This is a genomic window from Kocuria rhizophila DC2201, from assembly GCF_000010285.1.
GTDB lineage: Bacteria > Actinomycetota > Actinomycetes > Actinomycetales > Micrococcaceae > Kocuria > Kocuria rhizophila_A.
On sequence record NC_010617.1, the window covers coordinates 1,348,667 to 1,368,847 of the forward strand.

The 20,181-nt window shown below is 70.7% G+C and carries 17 protein-coding genes; 8 read left to right on the forward strand and 9 right to left on the reverse strand.

What is annotated here, in order from left to right:
* Positions 1–203: 203 nt before the first annotated feature.
* The 4 genes from gap (at position 204) to secG (ending at position 3,831) form a co-directional block, all read left to right on the forward strand.
* Complete coding sequence (gene gap / locus KRH_RS05930; protein WP_012398278.1) at positions 204–1,211, forward strand: type I glyceraldehyde-3-phosphate dehydrogenase; 1,008 nt, start codon at positions 204–206, stop codon at positions 1,209–1,211.
* Positions 1,212–1,297: 86 nt separating this feature from the next.
* The gene (locus tag KRH_RS05935) at positions 1,298–2,521 is read left to right on the forward strand and encodes a phosphoglycerate kinase (RefSeq protein WP_081431591.1); all 1,224 of its coding nucleotides are present in this window, start codon (positions 1,298–1,300) and stop codon (positions 2,519–2,521) included.
* Positions 2,522–2,557: 36 nt separating this feature from the next.
* On the forward strand, positions 2,558–3,373 hold the full coding sequence (tpiA, locus tag KRH_RS05940; protein WP_012398280.1) for a triose-phosphate isomerase: 816 nt from the start codon (positions 2,558–2,560) through the stop codon (positions 3,371–3,373).
* A gap of 203 nt (positions 3,374–3,576) precedes the next feature.
* Entirely contained in the window at positions 3,577–3,831 is a 255-nt protein-coding gene (gene secG / locus KRH_RS05945) for a preprotein translocase subunit SecG (RefSeq protein WP_041297353.1), read from the forward strand.
* A 166-nt stretch (positions 3,832–3,997) separates the two neighbouring features.
* Here the strand turns inward: secG and pgl are convergent, their stop codons facing one another.
* The 6 genes from pgl to tkt all read right to left on the reverse strand — a co-directional run bounded on the left by pgl (position 3,998) and on the right by tkt (position 12,449).
* Positions 3,998–4,786 (reverse strand): 6-phosphogluconolactonase, encoded by a 789-nt coding sequence (gene pgl, locus KRH_RS05950; protein ID WP_012398282.1) that lies wholly within the window; start codon positions 4,784–4,786, stop codon positions 3,998–4,000.
* Positions 4,783–5,829 (reverse strand): glucose-6-phosphate dehydrogenase assembly protein OpcA, encoded by a 1,047-nt coding sequence (locus KRH_RS05955; RefSeq protein WP_081431592.1) that lies wholly within the window; start codon positions 5,827–5,829, stop codon positions 4,783–4,785. Before KRH_RS05955 ends, pgl begins: the two co-directional genes overlap by 4 nt.
* A complete protein-coding gene (zwf, locus tag KRH_RS05960; protein WP_012398284.1) occupies positions 5,826–7,358 on the reverse strand; it encodes a glucose-6-phosphate dehydrogenase in 1,533 nt (510 codons plus the stop codon). Before zwf ends, KRH_RS05955 begins: the two co-directional genes overlap by 4 nt.
* A 42-nt stretch (positions 7,359–7,400) precedes the next feature.
* A complete protein-coding gene (locus tag KRH_RS05965) occupies positions 7,401–9,005 on the reverse strand; it encodes a glucose-6-phosphate isomerase (protein ID WP_012398285.1) in 1,605 nt (534 codons plus the stop codon).
* 138 nt (positions 9,006–9,143) lie between these two features.
* On the reverse strand, positions 9,144–10,250 hold the full coding sequence (tal, locus tag KRH_RS05970) for a transaldolase (protein WP_012398286.1): 1,107 nt from the start codon (positions 10,248–10,250) through the stop codon (positions 9,144–9,146).
* Positions 10,251–10,337: 87 nt separating this feature from the next.
* Positions 10,338–12,449, reverse strand: coding sequence for a transketolase (gene tkt, locus KRH_RS05975; protein WP_012398287.1), 2,112 nt, complete (start codon positions 12,447–12,449; stop codon positions 10,338–10,340).
* Between the two features lie 427 nt (positions 12,450–12,876).
* On the opposite strand from tkt, the gene KRH_RS05980 reads away from it, so the two are divergent.
* Complete coding sequence (locus KRH_RS05980) at positions 12,877–13,773, forward strand: heme o synthase (protein WP_050738109.1); 897 nt, start codon at positions 12,877–12,879, stop codon at positions 13,771–13,773.
* 88 nt (positions 13,774–13,861) lie between these two features.
* Positions 13,862–14,773 (forward strand): dihydrodipicolinate synthase family protein, encoded by a 912-nt coding sequence (locus tag KRH_RS05985; protein ID WP_041297354.1) that lies wholly within the window; start codon positions 13,862–13,864, stop codon positions 14,771–14,773.
* Between the two features lie 49 nt (positions 14,774–14,822).
* On the opposite strand, the gene KRH_RS05990 is transcribed toward KRH_RS05985, so the two are convergent.
* From KRH_RS05990 to KRH_RS06000, 3 genes are all read right to left on the reverse strand, one after another.
* Positions 14,823–15,851 carry a COX15/CtaA family protein gene (locus KRH_RS05990; RefSeq protein ID WP_012398290.1) on the reverse strand — a complete coding sequence of 343 codons (1,029 nt, stop codon included), beginning with the start codon at positions 15,849–15,851 and terminating at the stop codon, positions 14,823–14,825.
* 94 nt (positions 15,852–15,945) lie between these two features.
* Positions 15,946–16,740, reverse strand: coding sequence for an ABC transporter permease (locus tag KRH_RS05995; RefSeq protein ID WP_012398291.1), 795 nt, complete (start codon positions 16,738–16,740; stop codon positions 15,946–15,948).
* Positions 16,737–17,729, reverse strand: coding sequence for an ABC transporter ATP-binding protein (locus tag KRH_RS06000; protein ID WP_012398292.1), 993 nt, complete (start codon positions 17,727–17,729; stop codon positions 16,737–16,739). Before KRH_RS06000 ends, KRH_RS05995 begins: the two co-directional genes overlap by 4 nt.
* A 215-nt stretch (positions 17,730–17,944) precedes the next feature.
* Here KRH_RS06000 and KRH_RS06005 point away from each other — a divergent pair, with 215 nt between their 5' ends.
* Positions 17,945–18,709: a helix-turn-helix transcriptional regulator gene (locus tag KRH_RS06005; protein WP_012398293.1), complete on the forward strand. Its 765-nt coding sequence runs from the start codon at positions 17,945–17,947 to the stop codon at positions 18,707–18,709.
* Entirely contained in the window at positions 18,706–20,181 is a 1,476-nt protein-coding gene (gene sufB / locus KRH_RS06010) for a Fe-S cluster assembly protein SufB (protein WP_012398294.1), read from the forward strand. Before KRH_RS06005 ends, sufB begins: the two co-directional genes overlap by 4 nt.

The window sequence follows — 20,181 nt, forward strand, 5'->3', positions numbered from 1 at the left end:
TCATGTGGGGTTTGCGCCAGCTGTGTCGCAGTTGCCCCCCGCCACTGTTCCCGGGGCATGAATCCCGCTAGAATGAACACGGAAGAGCAGGTGGACCCCGGGTCGTCACCGCACTTCGGGTGTGGGATTTATGCCGATTGGTTTTGATCCCACATCCGGACGGGCCGGAGTGCACCGCACACCCACTCGCAGAGGAGATTGCAGTGACAGTCAAGGTTGCCATCAACGGATTCGGACGCATCGGTCGTTGCTTCGCACGGGCCCTGTACACCCACCACGGCCACGACATCGAGCTGGTGGCCGTCAACGACCTCACCGCTCCCGAGACCCTCAAGCACCTGTTCGAGTTCGACTCCGTGATGGGCCGTCTGGGCTCCGAGGTGAGCCTCGACGGGGACGTCATGTCCGTGGACGGCCACCAGGTGAAGTTCTTCGCCGAGGCGGACCCCTCCAAGCTGCCGTGGGGCGAGCTGGGCGTGGACATCGTGGTCGAGTCCACCGGCAAGTTCACCACCGGCCCCAAGATGCAGGCCCACCTGGACGCCGGCGCCAAGAAGGTCGTGCTCTCCGCCCCGGGCAAGGAGGTGGAGGGCACCTTCGTGTACGGCGTGAACCACGAGTCCTACGACCCCGCCACCATGAACCTGGTGTCCGCGGCCTCCTGCACCACCAACTGCCTGGCCCCGCTGGCCAAGGTGATCAACGACGAGTTCGGCATCGAGCGCGGCCTGATGACCACCATCCACGCCTACACCGGTGACCAGCGCCTGCACGACGCCCCGCACAAGGACCTGCGTCGCGCCCGCGCCGCGGCCCTGAGCATGATCCCCACCACCACCGGCGCCGCCGCGGCCGTGGGTCTGGTGCTCCCCGAGCTGAAGGGCAAGCTGGACGGCTTCGCCGTGCGCGTGCCGGTTCCCACGGGCTCCCTCGTGGACCTCACCGTGGACGTGCGCGAGGACGTCACCGTCGAGTCCGTCAACGCCGCCGTGAAGAAGGCCGCCGAGGGCGACTTCAAGGGCATCATCGAGTACTCCGAGGAGGCGCTGGTCTCCAAGGACATCGAGGGCTACGACGTCTCCACCGTGTTCGACGCGCCGCTGACCAAGGTGATCGACAACCAGGTCAAGGTCATCGCGTGGTACGACAACGAGTGGGGCTACACCATCCGGCTCGTGGACTTCGTGTCCTACGTAGCCGATAAGCTCTGAGACAGACCGCTCAGTGGCGCCGGTGCCCCAGGGTGCCGGCGCCATTGTCATCGGTACGTGTTCACCACAGGGAAGGGATGACAAACATGGCCAAGTCACTGGACGATCTCATTGCGGAGGGCGTCGCGGGACGCCGCGTGCTCGTGCGCTCGGACCTCAACGTGCCGCTGGACGGCTCCACCGTGACCGACGACGGTCGCGTGCGGGCCTCGCTGCCGGTGCTCGAGAAGCTCGCCCGCGCCGGAGCGCGCGTCATTGTCATGGCCCACCTCGGCCGCCCCAAGGGAACCGTGGACCCCAAGTACTCCATCAAGCCTGCCGCCGACCGGCTGGCGGAGCTCTCCGAGGCGCCCGTGGTCGTGGCCACCGACGTCGTGGGCGAGGACGCCCGGGCCAAGGCCGATGCACTGCAGGACGGGCAGGTCCTCGTGCTCGAGAACGTGCGCTACGACCCGCGCGAGACCTCCAAGGACGACGCCGAGCGGGAGGCCTTCGCGCGCGAGCTCGCCGCCCTCACGGGGGAGGACGGCGCGTACGTGGACGACGCCTTCGGCGCCGTGCACCGCAAGCACGCCTCGGTGTACGACATCGCCCACGTGCTGCCCGGCTACCTGGGGGATCTCGTGAAGACCGAGGTGGACGTGCTCAACAAGGTCATCACCGACCCCGAGCGCCCGTTCGTGGTGGTCATGGGCGGGTCCAAGGTCTCCGACAAGCTGGCCGTGATCGAGAACCTCATCGGCAAGGCGGACCAGCTGCTGATCGGCGGCGGGATGGTCTTCACCTTCCTCGCGGCCCAGGGCCACGCCGTGGGCTCGTCGCTGCTGGAGCAGGACCAGATCGAGACGGTCAAGGGCTACCTGGACCGCGCCCAGAGCGCCGGCACCGAGATCGTGCTGCCGGTCGACGTCGTCTACGCCTCCCGGTTCGCGGAGGACGCCGAGCACGAGGTGCGCCCCGTGGACGACATCGAGGGCGGGACGATCGGCGACTCCGGGCTGGGTCTGGACATCGGCCCCGAGTCCGCGAAGATCTTCGCCGACGCCATCTCCCGGGCGCGCACGGTGTTCTGGAACGGTCCGGTGGGCGTGTTCGAGATGGCGGCGTTCGCCGGCGGCACCAAGGCCGTCGCGGAGGCCCTCGCCACCTCGGACGCCATGAGCGTGATCGGCGGCGGCGACTCCGCCTCCGCGGTGCGCAACCTGGGGTACCAGGACTCCCAGTTCGGCCACATCTCCACCGGTGGCGGAGCGTCCCTCGAGTTCATCGAGGGCAAGGAGCTGCCCGGCGTCGTCGCGCTGGGCGCCTGAACCCCCGACCCACCCTCCGAGCGAAGGAGAACGAGCATGACCACCCAGACCAACGGTGCGTTCGACCGCACGCCCCTGATCGCGGGCAACTGGAAGATGAACATGGACCACACGCAGGGCATCGCCCTGCTGCAGAAGCTCGCGTGGGCCCTCAAGGACGCCAAGCATGACTTCTCCCGCGTGGAGGTGGCCGTGTTCCCGCCGTTCACGGACCTGCGCTCGGTGCAGTCGCTCGTGGAGGGGGACGGTCTGTCCATCCGCTACGGCGCGCAGGACCTCTCGGACCAGGACTCCGGCGCGTACACCGGTGACGTCTCCGGCCAGTTCCTGGCCAAGCTGGGGTGCACCTACGCGCTCGTGGGGCACTCGGAGCGGCGCGCCATCCACGACGAGACGGACGAAGTGTGCCGCGACAAGATCCGTGCGGCGCTGCGTCACGGCCTCACGCCCGTGCTGTGCGTGGGCGAGGGCCTGGACGAGCGCCAGGCCGGGCGCCACGTGGAGTACACCCTGAACCAGCTGCGGGGAAGCCTCGCGGAGCTCTCCGAGGGCGAGCTGCAGGGTCTCGTGGTGGCCTACGAGCCCGTGTGGGCCATCGGCACCGGGGAGGTGGCCGGGCCGGAGGACGCCCAGGAGATGTGCCACGCCATCCGTGACGAGCTCACCTCGCTGTACAGCGGGGACTTCGCGGCCGCCACGCGCATCCTGTACGGCGGCTCGGTGAAGTCCTCCAACGTGGCATCCATCCTCTCGGGCGCGGACGTGGACGGCGCCCTGGTGGGCGGGGCCAGCCTCGACGCCGAGGAGTTCGCCAAGATCGCCCGCTTCGAGCAGCACCTCGTCACCGGCTGAGCACGGCTCCGCCCCGGGGCCCGGGGGGGGGTGCAGCACACCTTCCGGACCCGTGGCGGACCGGGCCGGGGCGCACGCGCGGTAGAGTGGTGCGCGAATCCCGGCTCAGGGCCCGGTGCGGTGCACTCCGTGCCCGCCCCCGGAGCCCGACCTGCGGCCGTGGCGTGACACGGCCGTCCCAGAACCCCGAAGTGAGGCTATTCGTGGAGATCCTCCAGATCGCGCTGCAGGTGGTCATCGTGCTCACCAGCATCCTGTGCATCATGTTCGTCCTGCTCAACAAGGGCAAGGGCGGTGGCCTGTCGGACATGTTCGGCGGCGGCATGACGCAGTCGCTGAACACCTCCGGGGCCGCTCAGAAGAACGTGGTGCGCATCACCACGGTGCTGGCCATCGTGTGGGCCCTGTCCATCCTGTGCTACGGCCTCATGATGAGGTTCAACCCTCCCGTGGCCTGAGCCCGGCGTGGCCGGAACGACCACGGGCAGCGGCACCCCCAGGACCGGCCACCCCCGCGCAAACAAGGCAAGAGCAAGCGCGAACAGAGCATGAACGAAGAGACCCGGACCTCAGCGGTCCGGGTCTCTTCGTTCGATTGGGGCACCCGCGCTCACGGGGCGGGGCTCACTCGCTGCCGGGTCGCGGATCCCGTGGAACGGTGGGCAGCGTGTCCTCCGTGACGAGCCACAGCGTCTCCGCGACTCCGCGCACGGCGCTTCCGGGGGCCTCCACGGGGGAGACGCCCGGCTGGCGGACGGCGGCCAGCGCGTCCGCCTTGGCGGCGCCGGCCACCAGGAGCCACACCCGTTCCGCGGAGTTCAGCGCGGGCAGGGACATGCTCACGCGGGTCGGCGGCGGCTTGGGGGAGTCGAACACCGCGAACACCGGTTCATCCGTGCGCCGCACCTCGTCCCGCCCGGGGAACAGGGAGGCAACGTGGGTGTCGGGTCCGAGACTCAGCAGCAGCAGGTCGATGTGCGGCAGGGCGCCGTCGGCACCCTCGGAAGCGGCAGCGGCCGCGAGCTCCTCGCGGTAGTCGGCGGCCGCGGCGTCGGCGGTGGCGATCTCGTCCGCGCCGGCCACCGGGTGCACCCGGTCCCACGTGAGCTCCAGAGCGGGGTTCCACGCGTCTGCCGCCTGCACGCCGTTGCGCTCCGGGTCCGTTCCGGGGAGGAAGCGCTCGTCCGACCACCACACGTTGACCCGCGACCAGTCGACCAGCGGTGCGTCCTGGTGGTGGGCGATCTCACGGATCACCCGTGTTCCCATGCTCCCGCCGGTGAGCACGACCGTGGCCTCACCACGCCCGTCCTGGGCCGCCTCGAGCACCTCGAGCGCCCGCCGGGCCGTCTCCGCGGCGAGCAGGTCCTCGTCCGCGTGGGGCACGAGCCGGGGTTCGGGCCGAGCGCTCATGCCGTGCCCCCGTCCGGGGCCTCGGTGGACTCCCCGACCACCTCGGCCGACTCGCCGGTGTCGTCGGCCACCTCCATGGCCTTGCCGAGCGTGACGGCGGTCCCCGGTTCCTCCGCGGAGCGGGTGGTGATGCGGGCACTGCCCAGTCCCCGGGTGATCACCTCTCCGTAGACCTCGTCCGCGTCCAGGCGCCGCAGCTCCTCGGCCAGGCACGCATTGAGGTCCCGCACGGGCATCGCGATCTGCTGCTCGGGCTGGCCGGGCTGGGTCAGCACGGCCACGCTGCGTCCGGGGCGGTCGAGCTCGACGGCGCCGTCGTCGGTGATCAGCGCCACGCGGTCCAGGGCGCGGCGGGCGGGATCGCCCACGATCGTGGCCGGCGCGCCCAGCCGGGTCGACAGCCACACGCCGAGCAGCACCATGGACGGGGCCACGGCGACGCCCTCCAGCACGATCTCGCGCACGGTCACCGGGCCCACCTGGTCCAGCACCGCCGCCAGCTGTACGCGCCAGTTGGTGATCCGCGTCCAGGCGAGGTCGGTGTCGCCCGGCGTGTACTGCCGGGAGAGCTGGGCCAGGGACTCGAACGGCTCGTCCGCGCGGGAGGAGTCCGTGATGCGGCGGTGGGCGATGCGCCCGATCGAGCTCGCGCTCGGGTTCTGCGGGAAGTCGTGCGGCCACCACGCCACGATTGGTGCATCCGGCAGCAGCAGCGCGGAGACGAGGGTCTCGGTGGGCTCGGCGAGCTCACCGTAGCCGTGCAGCAGAATCACCTCGGAGGCGCCCGCGTCCCCGCCCATGCGCAGCTGCGCGTCCAGGCGGGTCTCCTCGGAGCCCGGGTGCGCCACGTGGACGATGATCCGGCACGGGTGCTCGTGGCTCGCGTAGTTGGCGGCCTCGACCGCCATCTCGGAGTGGCCCGCCTGGGCGAGGATCACCAGGGTGAGCACCCTCCCCAGCGTGACCACGCCGTTCTCGTCCCGCAGCTCGTTGAGCTTCTTCTCGATGCTCGCCGCGGTGGTGTTCTCCATGTCGACTATCACGGTCGCCTCCAGACGCGTCCGTCACGGGCCATCAGTTCGTGGGCGGATGCGGGACCCCACGAACCCGGTGCGTAGGGTTCGGGCGTGATCCGGTGCTCCGACCAGTACTGCTCGAACGGGTCCAGGATCTTCCAGGACAGCTCCACCTCCGAGTGGTCCGGGAACAGCGGGGGCTCTCCGAGCAGGACGTCGAAGATGAGCCTCTCGTAGGCCTCCGGGCTGGACTCCGTGAACGCGTGGCCGTAGCCGAAGTCCATGGTCACGTCGCGGATCTCCGACTGGGTGCCGGGGACCTTGGAGCCGAAGCGGATGGTGACGCCCTCGTCCGGCTGAATCCGGATCACGATGGCGTTCTGCCCGAACTCGTCGTGGTCGGTGTCCCGGAAGAGCAGGTTGGGGGACTTGCGGAACGCCACGGCGATCTCCGTGACCCGCCGGCCCAGCCGCTTGCCGGCCCGCAGGTAGAACGGCACGCCGGACCAGCGCCGGTTGTTGATGTCCACGCGCAGGGCCGCGAAGGTCTCGGTGCGGGAGTCCGCGGGGATGTCCGTCTCCTCGTGGAAGCCCTTCACGAACTCCCCGCCCTGCAGCCCGGAGGTGTACTGCCCCAGTGCGGAGTGCTGACCGAGGTCCTCGGGCAGGACCACCGACTCCAGCACTTTGGCCTTCTCCCGGCGCAGGTTGCGCGCAGAGAACGAGGCGGGCTCCTCCATGGCAGTCAGCGCGAGCAGCTGCAGCAGGTGGTTCTGGATCACGTCCCGGGCGGCACCCACGCCGTCGTAGTACCCGGCGCGGGAGCCGATCCCGATCTCCTCGGCCATGGTGATCTGTACGTGGTCCACGTAGCGGGTGTCCCACAGCGGCTCGAACATCTGGTTGGCGAAGCGCAGCGCCAGGATGTTCTGCACCGTCTCCTTGCCCAGGTAGTGGTCGACGCGGAACACGCTGTCCGCGCGGAACACGCGCTCCACGATCGCGTTGAGCTCGCGCGCGGACTCGAGGTCGTGCCCGAAGGGCTTCTCGATCACCACGCGGCGCCAGCCCGCGCAGTCGTCGCCGTCCGCGAGGTCGTGGTCCGCGAGCTGCTGGCACACGGTCTCGAACGCCTTGGGTGGGATCGAGAGGTAGAACGCGTGGTTTCCGCGCGTGCCCCGGTCCCGGTCCAGCTCATCGAGGGTCTGCGCGAGCCGGTCGTAGGCGTCGTCGTCGTCGAACTCGCCGTGCACGAAGCGCAACCCCGAGGCGAACTGGTTCCACAGGTCCTCGTTGTAGGGGGTGCGCGCGTGCTCGGTCACGTGCTCCTTGACGTACTCCGCGAACTGGGCGTTGTCCCAGTCCCGCCGCCCGAAGCCGACCAGCGAGAACGCCGGCGGCAGCAGGCTGCGGTTCGCGAGGTCGTACATCGCGGGCAGCAGCTTCTTCTTGGCGAGGTCGCCGGTCACGCCGAAGAGCACGAGGGCCGACGGCGCGGCCACGCGTGTCAGGCGCCGATCGCGCGGGTCGCGCAGGGGGTTGGTGGTCTCAGGCACGGGACTTCCTGTCCGGTTGCGGATGGGTGGTGGGGGCGGGTCTCAGAGCTCGGACGCCACCCGCAGCAGCTGCTCGACACCGGCGACGCGGTCCGTGAGGCGCAGCCGCAGGACGGGACGGTGGTGCTCACCCAGCACCGCGGCGTCGCCGTCGGCCTGAGCGGCGATGAGCTCGCCGAACGTGAAAGGGATGCCCGGGATGTCCACGTCCGTGCTCGTGGCCGCCGTGATCTGCAGGTAGACGCCCTGCGCGGGGCCACCCTTGTGGTACTGCCCCGTGGAGTGCAGGAACCGGGGGCCCCAGCCGAACGTGACGGGGCGCCCGGTGCGCCGCGCGAGGGTGTCCCGCACGGACTCCAGGGAGCTCCAGCGCAGGCGGTCGAAGTAGGCCTGGACGCTCAGGTAGCCGTCCTCCGGCAGCTGGGCGAGCAGCGCGGTGAGCGCCTCCTTGACGGTGGTGGCACCGTTCAGCAGGGCCTCGTCGCCGCGGATCTCGATCGCGCCGTCCGTCGCGGCGGCGGGGGAGGGCTCGGGCTTCTGCGCGAGCAGCTCGCGCGTGGCCGCCTTGGCGGACTCGACGTCGGGCTGGTTGTAGGGGTCGATGCCGAGCAGCCGCCCGGCCACCGCGATCGCCACCTCGAACGCGAGCATCAGACCGCTGAGCGACCCTGCCACGCGTACGCCCTCGGCGTCGTCGGAGGGGACCTCCTCCTCGTCCACGAGGGAGACCACCAGTACGTCCTCCGCGTGCGAGGTCAGCTCGGGAGCGTCGTCGGAGACGACCACCGGGAGCACCCCCGTGCCGGACTTGCCCGTGGACTCGGCGATCAGCTGCTCGGCCCAGTCGGCGAAGCCCGTGAAGGGCGCCCCCTGGTTCACGAGCACGATCTTGTCGCGCAGCGGCTGGGTGCCGCCCAGGGCCGCGCCCAGCTGCAGGCCGATGTTGTCCTCGTCGTCCCCGCGCAGCATCTCCGCGGCCTCCTCAGCGTCGTCGAGCAACGCCGCGATGTCCACGCCGGCCAGACCGGAGGGGACGAGCCCGAACGCGGTGAGGGCGGAGAACCGGCCGCCCACGTTCGGATCCGCGTTGAACGTCTTGCGGTAGCCGGCCTCGCGGGAGGCGGAGTCCATGGGGGAGCCCGGGTCGGTCACCACCACGATGCGCGAGGGGGCGTCGATCCCGGCGCGCTCGAACGCCTCCAGGAACACTCGGCGGGCGGAGTCCGTCTCCACGGTGGAGCCGGACTTGGAGGAGACCACCAGGGCCGTGTGCTCCAGGTCGGTCAGCGCCTGGGACACCATCTCCGGGTCCGTGGAGTCCAGCACGAACAGCTCGACGCCCGCGCTGCGGGTAATCACCTCGGGGGCCAGGGAGGAGCCGCCCATGCCCGCGAGCACGAAGCGGGTGACACCCTCACGGGCGAAGTCGTCGCGCAGCTCCATGATCTCCGGGACCAGCGGACGGGACACGGCGGCGGCATCGGTCCAGCCCAGGCGCACGGCCGCCTCCTCCTCGGCGGCCGGTCCCCACAGGGAGGGGTCCTGGTCGAAGAGCCGGGACGCGAACGAGTCGGCGACGAGACGCGGGACGTGGGTGTCGATCGCCTCGCGCGCGGAACCTGATGCCTGCAGTGACAGTGAGCTCACGGGGAGCCTCCTCCAACGGGGATGTGGGCGGTGGGGCGGCGTGCCAGGGCCGGTGGCCCCGGCACGCGGTGCGGTCCGCACCTGCGGACCGCCGGGCGGCGTGCGGCTCGCCGGTGGACCCGACGCGCCGCGGCCGGATCAGCGGGCGGCGTCGAGCGCGGCGCGCACGGTGCTCAGCAGCTCCTCCCAGGAGGCGTCGAACTTCTGCAGCCCCTCGGTCTCGAGCTGCGCCACGACCTCCTGGTAGGACACGCCCTGCTCGGCGATCGCGTCGAGGACCTCCGCGGACTGCTCGTAGGTCCCGGTGACGGTGTCCCCGGTGACCTCCGCGTGGTCGAACGTGGCGTCGAGGGTCTTCTCCGGCATGGTGTTCACGGTGTTGGGAGCCACCAGCTCGGTCACGTACAGCGTGTCCGGCAGGGAGGGGTCCTTCACGCCCGTGGACGCCCACAGGGGGCGCTGGGGGTTGGCGCCGGCGGCCGCCAGGCGCTTCCAGCGCTCGGTGTCGAGGGACTGCTCGTAGACCTGGTAGGCCAGGCGTGCGTTGGCGAGACCCGCCTTGCCCTTGAGCGCGGTGGCCTCGGAGGAGCCGACGGCGTCCAGGCGCTTGTCGATCTCCGTGTCCACGCGGGAGACGAAGAAGGAGGCCACCGAGTGGATAGTCGACAGGTCCTTGCCGTTCTCCAGGGCGCGCTCGAGGCCCTCCATGTAGGCGTTGATCACGCCGCGGTAGCGCTCGAGCGAGAAGATCAGCGTGACGTTGACCGAGATGCCCTCGGCGACCGTGGCCGCGATGGAGGGCAGGCCCTTCTCCGTGGCGGGGATCTTGATCAGCGCGTTCGGGCGGTCGATGGTCTGCGAGAGCTTCTGGGCCATCGCGGAGGTCGCATCGGCGTCCTGGGCGAGCCGGGGGTCCACCTCGATGGACACGCGCCCGTCCACGCCCTGCGTGGCCTCGGCGATGGGCGCGAAGAGGTCGCACGCGTCCCGGACGTCGTCCGTGGTGATGCGGAAGACGGCGTCGTCCACCGAGGTGTCCGCGGCGGCCAGCTCCGCGACCTGCTCGCGGTAGGACTCGCCGTCTGCCAGGGCGGCCGCGAAGATCGTGGGGTTGGTGGTCACGCCGACCACGTTCTCGGTGTCGATGAGCTTCTGCAGGTTGCCGCTCGTGAGCCGCTGGCGGGACAGGTCGTCGAGCCAGATGGAGACCCCGGCGTCCGAGAGCTTCTGGGTGGGTGTCGTCATGTCTGTGTCCTCCGGTCGCATGGGAATTTGTGGGGGTCGTCGCGGGTGCACGGGGCACCCGCGACGACCGGGTGGTGCCGAGGGGCCTCAGCGCGCGGCGGCGATGGACTCCTGCGCCGCCTGCACCACGGCCTCGGCGGTGATGCCGAACTCGCGGTAGAGCGTCTTGTAGTCCGCAGACTCGCCGAAGTGCTCGAGGGACACGGCACGTCCGGCGTCCCCGAGGAGGTCGTTCCAGGACATTCGGATCCCGGCCTCCACCGTGACGCGGGCCCGCACGGTGGAAGGGATCACGGACTCGCGGTATTCCCGGTCCTGCGCGTCGAACCACTCGCGGCACGGCATGGACACGACCCGCGCGGCCACGCCCTGGGCCCGGAGCTGCTCACGTGCCTGCAGCGCCAGGTGCACCTCGGAGCCGGTGCCGATGAGGACCACGTCCGGGGTGCCCTCGGTGTCGGCGAGCACGTAGCCGCCGCGGGCCACGCCCTCGGCGGAGGCGAAGGCCTCGCCCTCGGCGTCCGGGTGCAGGTCCTCGCGGGCGAGCGTGGGCAGGTCCTGGCGGGTCAGGGCGATGCCCGCCGGGTGCTCGTGGCTCTCCAGGATGGTGCGCCACGCCACGGAGGTCTCGTTCGCGTCCGCCGGGCGCACGACGTCGAGGCCCGGGATCGCGCGCAGCGAGGAGAGCTGCTCCACGGGCTGGTGCGTGGGGCCGTCCTCCCCGAGGCCGATGGAGTCGTGGGTCCACACGTAGATGGCCGGGACCTTCATGAGCGCACCCAGGCGCACGGCCGGGCGCTGGTAGTCGGAGAAGATCAGGAACGTGCCGGAGAATGCGCGGGTCTGGCTGCTCATCACGATGCCGTTGACGATCGCCGCCGCCGCGTGCTCGCGGATGCCGAAGTGCAGCACGCGGCCGTACGGGTTGCCGCTCCACGTGGTGGTGGAGCGCTTCTCAGGGATGAAGGAGGACGCCGCGTCGATCGTGGTGTTGTTGGAGCCGGCCAGGTCCGCAGAACCGCCCCACAGCTCCGGGAAGGTCTCCGCGATCGCGTTGATCACCTTGCCGGAGGCCTTGCGCGTGGCCATGTCCGTGCCCGCCGGGAACACCGGGAACGCCGCCTTGTAGTCGTCGGGCAGCTGCTGGTTCTTGATCCGGTCGTACAGGGCCGCTTTCTCCGGGTGGGCGCCGCGCCACTGCTCGAAGGACTTCTCCCACTCGGCGCGCTCGGCCTTGCCGCGCTGGGCGACCTCGCGCACGTGGGACATGATCTCGGGCTCGATCTGGAAGGACTTCTCGGGGTCGAAGCCCAGGATCTTCTTGGTCGCAGCGACCTCGTCCGCGCCGAGGGCCGAGCCGTGCACGCCACCGGTGTTCTGCTTGGTGGGGGCGGGCCAGCCGATGATGGTGCTCAGGGCGATGATCGAGGGCTTGTCCGTGACCTTGGTGGCCGCGACGATCGCGTCGTACAGCGCCTCGACGTCCTCGGTGTACTCGCCGCCGTTGCGCCAGTCCACCCGCGCGGTGTCCCAGCCGTAGGCCTCGTAGCGGGCCAGGACGTCCTCGTTGAACGCCACGTTGGTGTCGTCCTCGATGGAGATCTTGTTGTCGTCGTAGATCACCACCAGGTTGCCGAGCTCCTGGGTGCCCGCGAGCGAGGAGGCCTCGGAGGTGATGCCCTCCTCGAGGTCGCCGTCGGAGGCGATCACGAACACGTGGTGGTCGAACGGGGAGGTGCCATGGGCGGCGTCGGCGTCGAAGAGACCGCGCGTGTAGCGCTGGGCGTAGGCGAAGCCCACGGAGGACGCGAGGCCCTGGCCCAGTGGGCCCGTGGTGATCTCCACACCGGTGGTGTGGCGGTACTCGGGATGGCCCGGGACCTTGGAGCCCCACGTGCGCAGGGACTCGAGGTCGGACATCTCCAGCCCGTAGCCCGCGAAGAACAGCTGCAGGTACAGCGTGAGGGAGGTGTGCCCGGGGGAGAGGATGAAGCGGTCGCGCCCGGTCCAGCGGTCGTCCGAGGGATCGTGCCGCATGATCTTCTGGAACAGCAGGTAGGCCACGGGGGCCAGGGACATGGCGGTGCCGGGGTGGCCGTTGCCCACCTTCTGCACGGCGTCCGCGGCGAGCACGCGCGCGGTGTCCACGGCGCGGGCGTCCTGCTCGGTCCAGTTCAACGGTTCATCAAGGTTCGGCACGGTGGCGAGCCCCTTTCCTGTGGGCGTGTGCGGAGCGCGCCGCAACCGTCCCGGCCGTGGGCCCGGTCGGGGCGTTGCGGAACGCAGGTTCCGCCCCCAACCTTAGTCCGGCCGGGGCGTGAACGTCAGGGACGGCTCGTGCCGCAGCGCCCACCCCGCGGGGTGCGGTCCGTCACGGCCCCGGGGAGCGCCCGGCCGCTATACTGGTGACCGGGTGTCGGTGCGTGCACGGCACGCGAGCATCCCGCAGTCTCCCGCCCGCGCGGGCCACCACGTTCTTTGGAGCAAGGATTCCGTGAATCACCTCGACACCGCGACGCACCCCGAGTCCTCGGGAACCCCGGCGTCACACGGCAACGGGTCGCACGGACACGGCGCGACCGGCGCACGGATCGGCGAGGTCGCCCCGGTGGGGTTCGAGGGGCCCATGACCGCGCGCCGCAAGCTCAAGGCGTACGTGGCGCTGACCAAGCCCAGGATCATCGAGCTGCTGCTCGTGGCCACCGTCCCCACCATGTTCTTCGCCCAGCAGGGTGTGCCGAACTTCTGGCTCGTGCTCAACACGCTCATCGGCGGCACGCTCGCCGCGGGCGCGGCTGGCGCCTTCAACTGCTACATCGACCGCAACGAGGACCGGCTCATGCGCCGCACGGCCAAGCGGCCGCTCGTCACGGGCGAGGTGGGCGACCGCGAGGCCCTGGTCTTCGCGTGGGCGCTGTCCGCCGTGGCGGTCGCCTGGCTCACCCTGGGGGTGAGCGTGCTGTGCGGTGTGCTTGGCGTGGTGGCCATCGCGCTCTACGCCGTCTTCTACTCCATCATCCTCAAGCGGCGCACGGCGCAGAACATCGTGTGGGGCGGCATCGCCGGCTGCATGCCCGTGCTCATCGGCTGGGCCGCGGTGCGGGGCACACTGGAGTGGCCCGCGTTCGTGCTGTTCGCCTTCATCTTCCTGTGGACCCCGCCGCACTACTGGCCGCTGTCCATGAAGTACGCGGAGGACTACTCCCGCGCCGGGGTGCCCATGCTGGGCGCCGTGGACACCGCTCGCACCGTGGGTGCCCAGGTGGTGCTCTACGCGTGGGCCACCGTGATCTGCTCACTGCTGCTGATCCCCGTGGGCGGCGCCGGCTGGGTGTACGGCATCATCGCGCTGCTCTCGGGCGCGTGGTTCACCTACCACTGCCACAAGCTGCACGGCCTCGCGCGCGACGGGCGCCCCACTCTCAAGCAGGCCATGTACGTGTTCCACGGCTCGATCGCGTACATCACCTTTGTGTTCGTGGGCGTGGCCCTCGACCCGTTCCTGGGCGGGCCCATTTTCTGAACCGGCCCCGGTTCGTGGACGGCCCCCGGCTCGGACCGCGACGGCACACGGCCCGGTTCCCGGGTGAGGCCCACCTAAACTGGTGCCCATGCTCTCCATGACGTTCTCCGGTGTAATCGCCTATCCCGTGACGCCCCTGCACCCCGGTGGTGCCCTGGACCTGGACTCGCTCGAGCACAGCGTGGCGCAGCTCGCCCGCAGCGGCGTGGACGGGATCGTGGTGCTGGGAACGTCCGGGCTGTTCGCCTACCTCGACGCGAAAGAACGCTCCGAGGTGGTACGCACAGCTGTGCGGGCGGCGTCGGGCTCGGGAACGCCCGTGGGGGTCGGGATCTCCGCGATCACCACTCGGGAGGTCCTGCAGCTGGCGTACTCCGCCGAGAACAACGGCGCGGACGGACTCGTGCTGAGCCCGGTGAGCTACATCCCGCTGGTCTCGCAGGAGATCGCGGACCAGGTGGAGACGGTGGCCTCGGCCGTGTCCCTGCCGCTGTGCCTGTACAACAACCCCTCCACCACGGGCTTCACGTACCCCGTGGAGCTCGCCGCCGAGCTGTCGTGGCTGGACAGCGTGGTGGCCTTCAAGGACACGGCCACCTCGGGGCGGCTCTTCCACTCCCGGCAGCTGCTGTTCGCCCAGCAGGCCGAGCCCGGCACGGTGCACGGGGCCAGCAGGGACCAGCTCATCGTCGACGAGTATCCCGCGGCCGCCTGGCACAGCGGTATGGCGGCCCTGCTCGCGCCCGAGTTCACGGCCTTCCACCGGGCGGTCGCCGAGGGCCGCGCGGACGACGCCGTCGCGTGGAGTGCCGCGCTGCGTCCCCTCATGGCCGTGATGGGCCACGAACGGCCCCTGTCCGCGCTCTACGCCCTCGCCGAGGTGTGCGGGGTCCGCACGGGGGCACCGCGGCGACCGCTGCTGCCGATCTCCTCGCACGGCAAGCGCGCCCTGGCCGAGGCCGTCACCCTGCTGCGGGAGACGACCCCCGCCCTGCGCTGAACCCTCGAGGCCGCGCACCCGCCCCGGGCGCCGGGGCCCGGCGGGCGGTTCAGCGCGCGGGCTGGGCGTCCGCGCCCAGGGGGGCGGCGGCGTCGTGCCCGAGATCCACCGGGGCCGCGTGCTCGTGGACGTCCTGCGCGAGGTAGAAGCTGATGGACACCACCCGGGTGGCGGCCCAGATGAGCACGGCGGAGAGCACCATGTGCAACGAGACCGCGGGGACCGGGACCCCGTTGAAGTACTGGAAGTACCCCACGGCGCCCTGGGCCACGATCACCAGGAGCATGAGCGCGTAGGCGGTGCGCAGCACGCGGGGCAGGCCCTTGACCGTGCACAGCAGGATGCCCGCGATCACGGTGAACGTCAGCAGGTACACCGGCACGGCGTGGGCCCGGGCGATCACCACGGAGTTGAACGCGAGCCGGGCGCTGTCCTGGTCCCCGGCGTGAGGTCCGGTGCCCGTCACCAGGGTGCCCATGTAGAGCACCACTGCGGCGAGCACCCCCGTGAGCACCGCGAGCCCGCGCACGAGGGAGGTGTGGCCGTGCAGCTGGCCGGGGCGCTGGTCGTGGGCGACCGCAGAGAGCCCCTCGCGGCGGGTGTTGAGCACCAGCAGGGTTGAGAGGGCGATCATGATCGCCGAGAGGAAGTAGTGCACGCCCACCAGCAGGGGGTGCAGGTCCAGGTGCACCAGCACGCCGCCCACCACGGCCTGCACGGGGATGCCCAGCAGCAGGTACAGGGCCAGGCGGTAGAGCTTGGGGTGCTCCTGGCGCAGCTTGAGCACGGACAGGAAGGTCAGCACCGCCACGACCGTGAGCACGAACGTGAGCAGCCGGTTGCCGAACTCGATGACCCCGTGCACACCCATCTCCTGGGTGTTGGTCCAGGAGTCCGCCGTGCAGCGGGGCCACGTGGGGCACCCGAGCCCGGAGCCGGTGAGCCGCACCAGACCGCCCGTGAAGATGAGCAGCCCGTTGGCCAGCAGGGACGCCACCGCGAGGCCGCGCACCCACGGGGTCACGGTGCGGGGCCACCAGAAGGAATCGACGGCTGTACGGGGAGCGGCATCAGACATGGCGGGGCATCCAGGGGGCAGAGGGGACGGGACCCCTCCAGTGTAGCGAGGTTCGCGTGGGAGCCCCCCTGGGAGGCCCGCGGTGCTCAGCAGCTCACACCCACTTGAACCACCGGACGGTGGCGGCCCAGCTCAGCACGGCCCACACGGCGAGCACCACGAGGGGCAGCGGGCTCACGGAGCCCTGCAGGAAGCACTCCCGCAGCACCTCCCCGGCGGCAGAGGACGGCAGCCAGGCCACGAGCCACGCGAGCCAGCCCGGCAGCGCGGTGAGCGGGAAGACCACCCCGCCGCCCGCGGCGAGCGCAACCCACACCACGTTGAGCACGGCGAGCGTGGCCTCGGCGCGCAGGGTGCCGGCGATCAGCAGCCCGAGCCCGGTGAACGCCACCGCCACGAGCACGAGCAGGGGAACGGAGGCGAGCACGGCTCCCGGGGCGGGGTGCCAGTCGAGCCACAACGCCACGGCGGCCACGATGAGGTACTGCACGGCGAGCACGGCGAGCACGGCCAGCAGCTTGCCGGCGATCAGCCCGCCGCGTCCCAGGGGGGTGGTGGAGAGGTGGCGCAGCACGCCGTAGCGCCGGTCGAAGCCCGTCTGGATGCCCTGGCCCGAGAACGCGCTGGAGAGCACGCACAGCACCAGGATCCCGGGCACGGCCACGTCCGCGCGGGACGCGCCGTCCGTCCGGTAGCCGTCCAGCAGGTCCGTCATGGTCAGGGCCACGAGCGCGAGCACGGGCAGGATCACGAGCAGCAGCAGCTGCTCGCCGTTGCGGATCATGGTCACGGCCTCGTAGCGCGCCTGCGCCACCACGCGCCGGGGCAGGGACGCGGCACGACGCCGCTCGGGGACCGCCTCGAGGGCCGGGGCCTGCCGTGCGCTCACCGCTCGTCCCTCCCGGCCACGTCCAGGAACACGTCTTCGAGGGAACGGGGTTGCACGCTCAGCGCCTCCGGCAGGGTGTCGTCGCGGGTGGCCCACTCGGTCATGACGCGCACCCGGGCGGCGTCGAGCGGGCCGGTGAGGGTCACGGTGCGGTCCCTCACGGTCCACCGGACGTCGTGGAACTCGGGACGCCGCCACGGGGGGTCGGCGCGCAGCGCGGGCCGCTGCTCCGGGGACAGCGTCACGGTCATCACCAGGGAGGAGTCGCGGCCCGTGCGCACGAGGTCCGTCACGGTGCCCTGGGCGGCCACGGCGCCGCGGTCCACGATGTAGACGTAGTCGGCGAGCCGGGCGGCGTCGTCCATGAGGTGGGTGGTCAGGATGATGCACGTGCCCTCGTCCCGCAGCCGCTGCACGAGCTCGAACACGAGCTGGCGGGAGCGGGGGTCGAGCCCGGCCGAGGGCTCGTCCAGGAACAGCACCTCGGGGCGGCCCACGAGCGCTGCGGCCAGCGCCACGCGCTGGCGCTGGCCGCCGGAGAGCCGCCGGACGGGGGTGTGCGCGAAGGACTGGATGCCCAGCCGTGCCACGAGCTCGGGCACGGGAACGGGGTCCGCGTAGAGCCGACCCAGGTGGCGCAGCAGCTCCTCGGGCCGCACGGCCTGCGGCAGCCCGCCGTCCTGCAGCATGACCCCCACCCGGGCGCGCAGCTCGGGGGAGGCCCCCCAGGGGTCCTCGCCCAGCAGGCGCACGGTCCCGGAGGTGGGCTGCTGCAGGCCCTGGGCGCAGTGCAGCGTGGTGGTCTTTCCCGCACCGTTGGCCCCGAGCAGCGCGGTGACGGCGCCGCGGTGGGCGGCCATGCTCAGACCGCGCACGGCGTGGACGGGTTCGTGGCGGCCCGCGAAGGTCTTGACGAGGTCGCTGATGTGCAGCGCGGCGGCGTCGGGATCGGGCGCGGCGGCGGGGGCGGAGGTGGTCTCACTCGGCATCGGCACCCGGTCAGTGTAGAACGCCCGGCGCTGCCGCCGGTGCGGGCGGGGGCGCTCCCCGACCGTTTTGACGGGAATGGAATACCACATACCCTCGTTATGTATTGCGTGTCCCACCGGGGGAGTCCCGCTCCCTCCGGACCCCCGCGGGTCCGCCGTGAGGTGCGGGGCGCAACTTCCACACGCACACGTCATCGAAGGGTGTTGCACTGAGCATGAGTTCACCTGCCACGGACCACCCGGGCACGGTCCGCACGGACCAGGATGACACCACCCGGTCCCGGGTGCTCTCGCTCGTGCTGGCCCACGGGCCCATCTCCGCCGCGCAGATCGCCAAGGACCTCGGGCTGACGCCCGCGGCCGTGCGCCGCCACCTGGACGTGCTCGAGTCCGAGCAGATCGTCGAGGTCTCGATGGTGCGCAGCGCCCAGTCCGGTGCGGGCCGTCCCGCGCGCCGCTACGTGGTGGCCCCCGGCGGCCACGAGCAGCTCGGCCACGACTACCGTGGGCTCGCCCGGCGGGCCCTGGAGACCATGCGCGAGGTGGGCGGGGAGGACCTCGTGGACACGTTCGTCTCCCAGGAGATCGGGCGCTGGCGCGAACGCTACCGCCCGCAGGTCGAGGCGGCCGGACCCGACGTCGAGGACCGCCTCAACGCGCTCACTGCGGCCATGAGCCGCGACGGCTTCGTGGCGTCCCACACCACCGTGACACCGCGCGGGCCCAAGGGTGTCACGCTGCGCTCCGCCCAGCTGTGCCAGGGCCACTGCCCCATCCAGGACATCGCGAACGAGTACCCCGAGTTCTGCGAGCAGGAGACCGCCATGATCGCCGAGCTGCTGGACGTGGACGTTCGCAGGCTCTCCACCATGGCCGCGGGCGCCCACGTCTGCACCACACACGTCCCGCTGCAGCTGCGCGCCGCGGGCCACACGAACTCCACCAACCACACAACCGCACGACAGGGAGGGTTGTCATGACCGAGCGCATCGACCCCGCGGACACCGCGGGCACCATGACAGGCGACACCACGATTTCCGAGATCCTGGAGATGAACCCGGAGCTCGAGGGGATCGGCCAGTACCAGTACGGCTGGGCCGACAAGAACGACGCCGGCGCGTCCGCACGCCGCGGCGTGAACGAGGAAGTGGTCCGGGACATCTCGGCCAAGAAGAGCGAGCCGGACTGGATGACGCAGCTGCGCCTGAAGGGCCTGAAGTTCTTCGACCGCAAGCCCATGCCCACGTGGGGCGCGGACCTGTCGGGCATCGACTTCGACAACATCAAGTACTTCGTGCGCTCCACGGAGCAGCAGGCGGGCTCCTGGGAGGAGCTGCCCGAGGACATCCGCAACACGTACGAGAAGCTCGGCATCCCCGAGGCGGAGCGCAACCGCCTGGTGGCCGGTGTGGCCGCGCAGTACGAGTCCGAGGTGGTCTACCACCAGATCCGCGAGGACCTCGAGGCCCAGGGCGTGATCTTCATGGACACGGACACCGCCCTGAAGGAGCATCCCGAGTTCTTTGAGGAGTACTTCGGCACCGTGATCCCCGTGGGCGACAACAAGTTCGCCGCGCTGAACACGGCCGTGTGGTCCGGCGGCTCGTTCGTGTACGTCCCCAAGGGCGTGCACGTGGACATCCCGCTGCAGGCGTACTTCCGCATCAACACCGAGAACATGGGCCAGTTCGAGCGGACGCTGATCATCGCGGACGAGGACTCCTACGTCCACTACATCGAGGGCTGCACCGCGCCGATCTACAAGACGGACTCGCTGCACTCCGCCGTGGTGGAGATCATCTGCAAGAAGAACGCCCGGGTGCGCTACACGACCATCCAGAACTGGTCCAACAACGTGTACAACCTGGTGACCAAGCGCGCCATCGCCCACGAGGGCGCCACCATGGAGTGGGTGGACGGCAACATCGGCTCCAAGGTCACCCAGAAGTACCCCGCGGTCTACATGACCGGCGAGCACGCGCGCGGTGAGACCCTGTCCATCGCGTTCGCGGGCGAGGGCCAGCACCAGGACACCGGCTCCAAGATGGTGCACATCGCCCCGAACACGTCCTCGTCGATCGTGTCCAAGTCCGTGGCGCGCAACGGCGGGCGCTCCGCCTACCGCGGCCTCGTGCAGGTGCGCGAGGGCGCCACGCACTCCAAGTCCAACGTGGTGTGCGACGCCCTGCTGGTGGACACCATCTCCCGTTCGGACACCTACCCCTACGTGGACATCCGCGAGGACGACGTCACCATGGGCCACGAGGCCACGGTCTCCCGCGTGTCCGAGGAGCAGCTGTTCTACCTCATGCAGCGCGGCATGCCCGAGGAGGAGGCCATGGCCATGATCGTGCGCGGCTTCGTGGAGCCGATCGCGCGTGAGCTGCCCATGGAGTACGCGCTCGAGCTCAACCGTCTCATCGAACTGCAAATGGAAGGATCCGTTGGCTGA

Coding starts and splice junctions, on each gene's coding strand:
- KRH_RS05935 (WP_081431591.1), top strand. CDS start 1,298: ATGGCCAAGTCACTGGACGATCTCATTGCGGAGGGCGTCGCGGGACGC.
- tpiA (WP_012398280.1), top strand. CDS start 2,558: ATGACCACCCAGACCAACGGTGCGTTCGACCGCACGCCCCTGATCGCG.
- pgl (WP_012398282.1), bottom strand. CDS start 4,786: ATGAGCGCTCGGCCCGAACCCCGGCTCGTGCCCCACGCGGACGAGGAC.
- tal (WP_012398286.1), bottom strand. CDS start 10,250: ATGACGACACCCACCCAGAAGCTCTCGGACGCCGGGGTCTCCATCTGG.
- KRH_RS05980 (WP_050738109.1), top strand. CDS start 12,877: ATGACCGCGCGCCGCAAGCTCAAGGCGTACGTGGCGCTGACCAAGCCC.
- KRH_RS05985 (WP_041297354.1), top strand. CDS start 13,862: ATGCTCTCCATGACGTTCTCCGGTGTAATCGCCTATCCCGTGACGCCC.
- KRH_RS05990 (WP_012398290.1), bottom strand. CDS start 15,851: ATGTCTGATGCCGCTCCCCGTACAGCCGTCGATTCCTTCTGGTGGCCC.
- KRH_RS06000 (WP_012398292.1), bottom strand. CDS start 17,729: ATGCCGAGTGAGACCACCTCCGCCCCCGCCGCCGCGCCCGATCCCGAC.
- KRH_RS06005 (WP_012398293.1), top strand. CDS start 17,945: ATGAGTTCACCTGCCACGGACCACCCGGGCACGGTCCGCACGGACCAG.
- sufB (WP_012398294.1), top strand. CDS start 18,706: ATGACCGAGCGCATCGACCCCGCGGACACCGCGGGCACCATGACAGGC.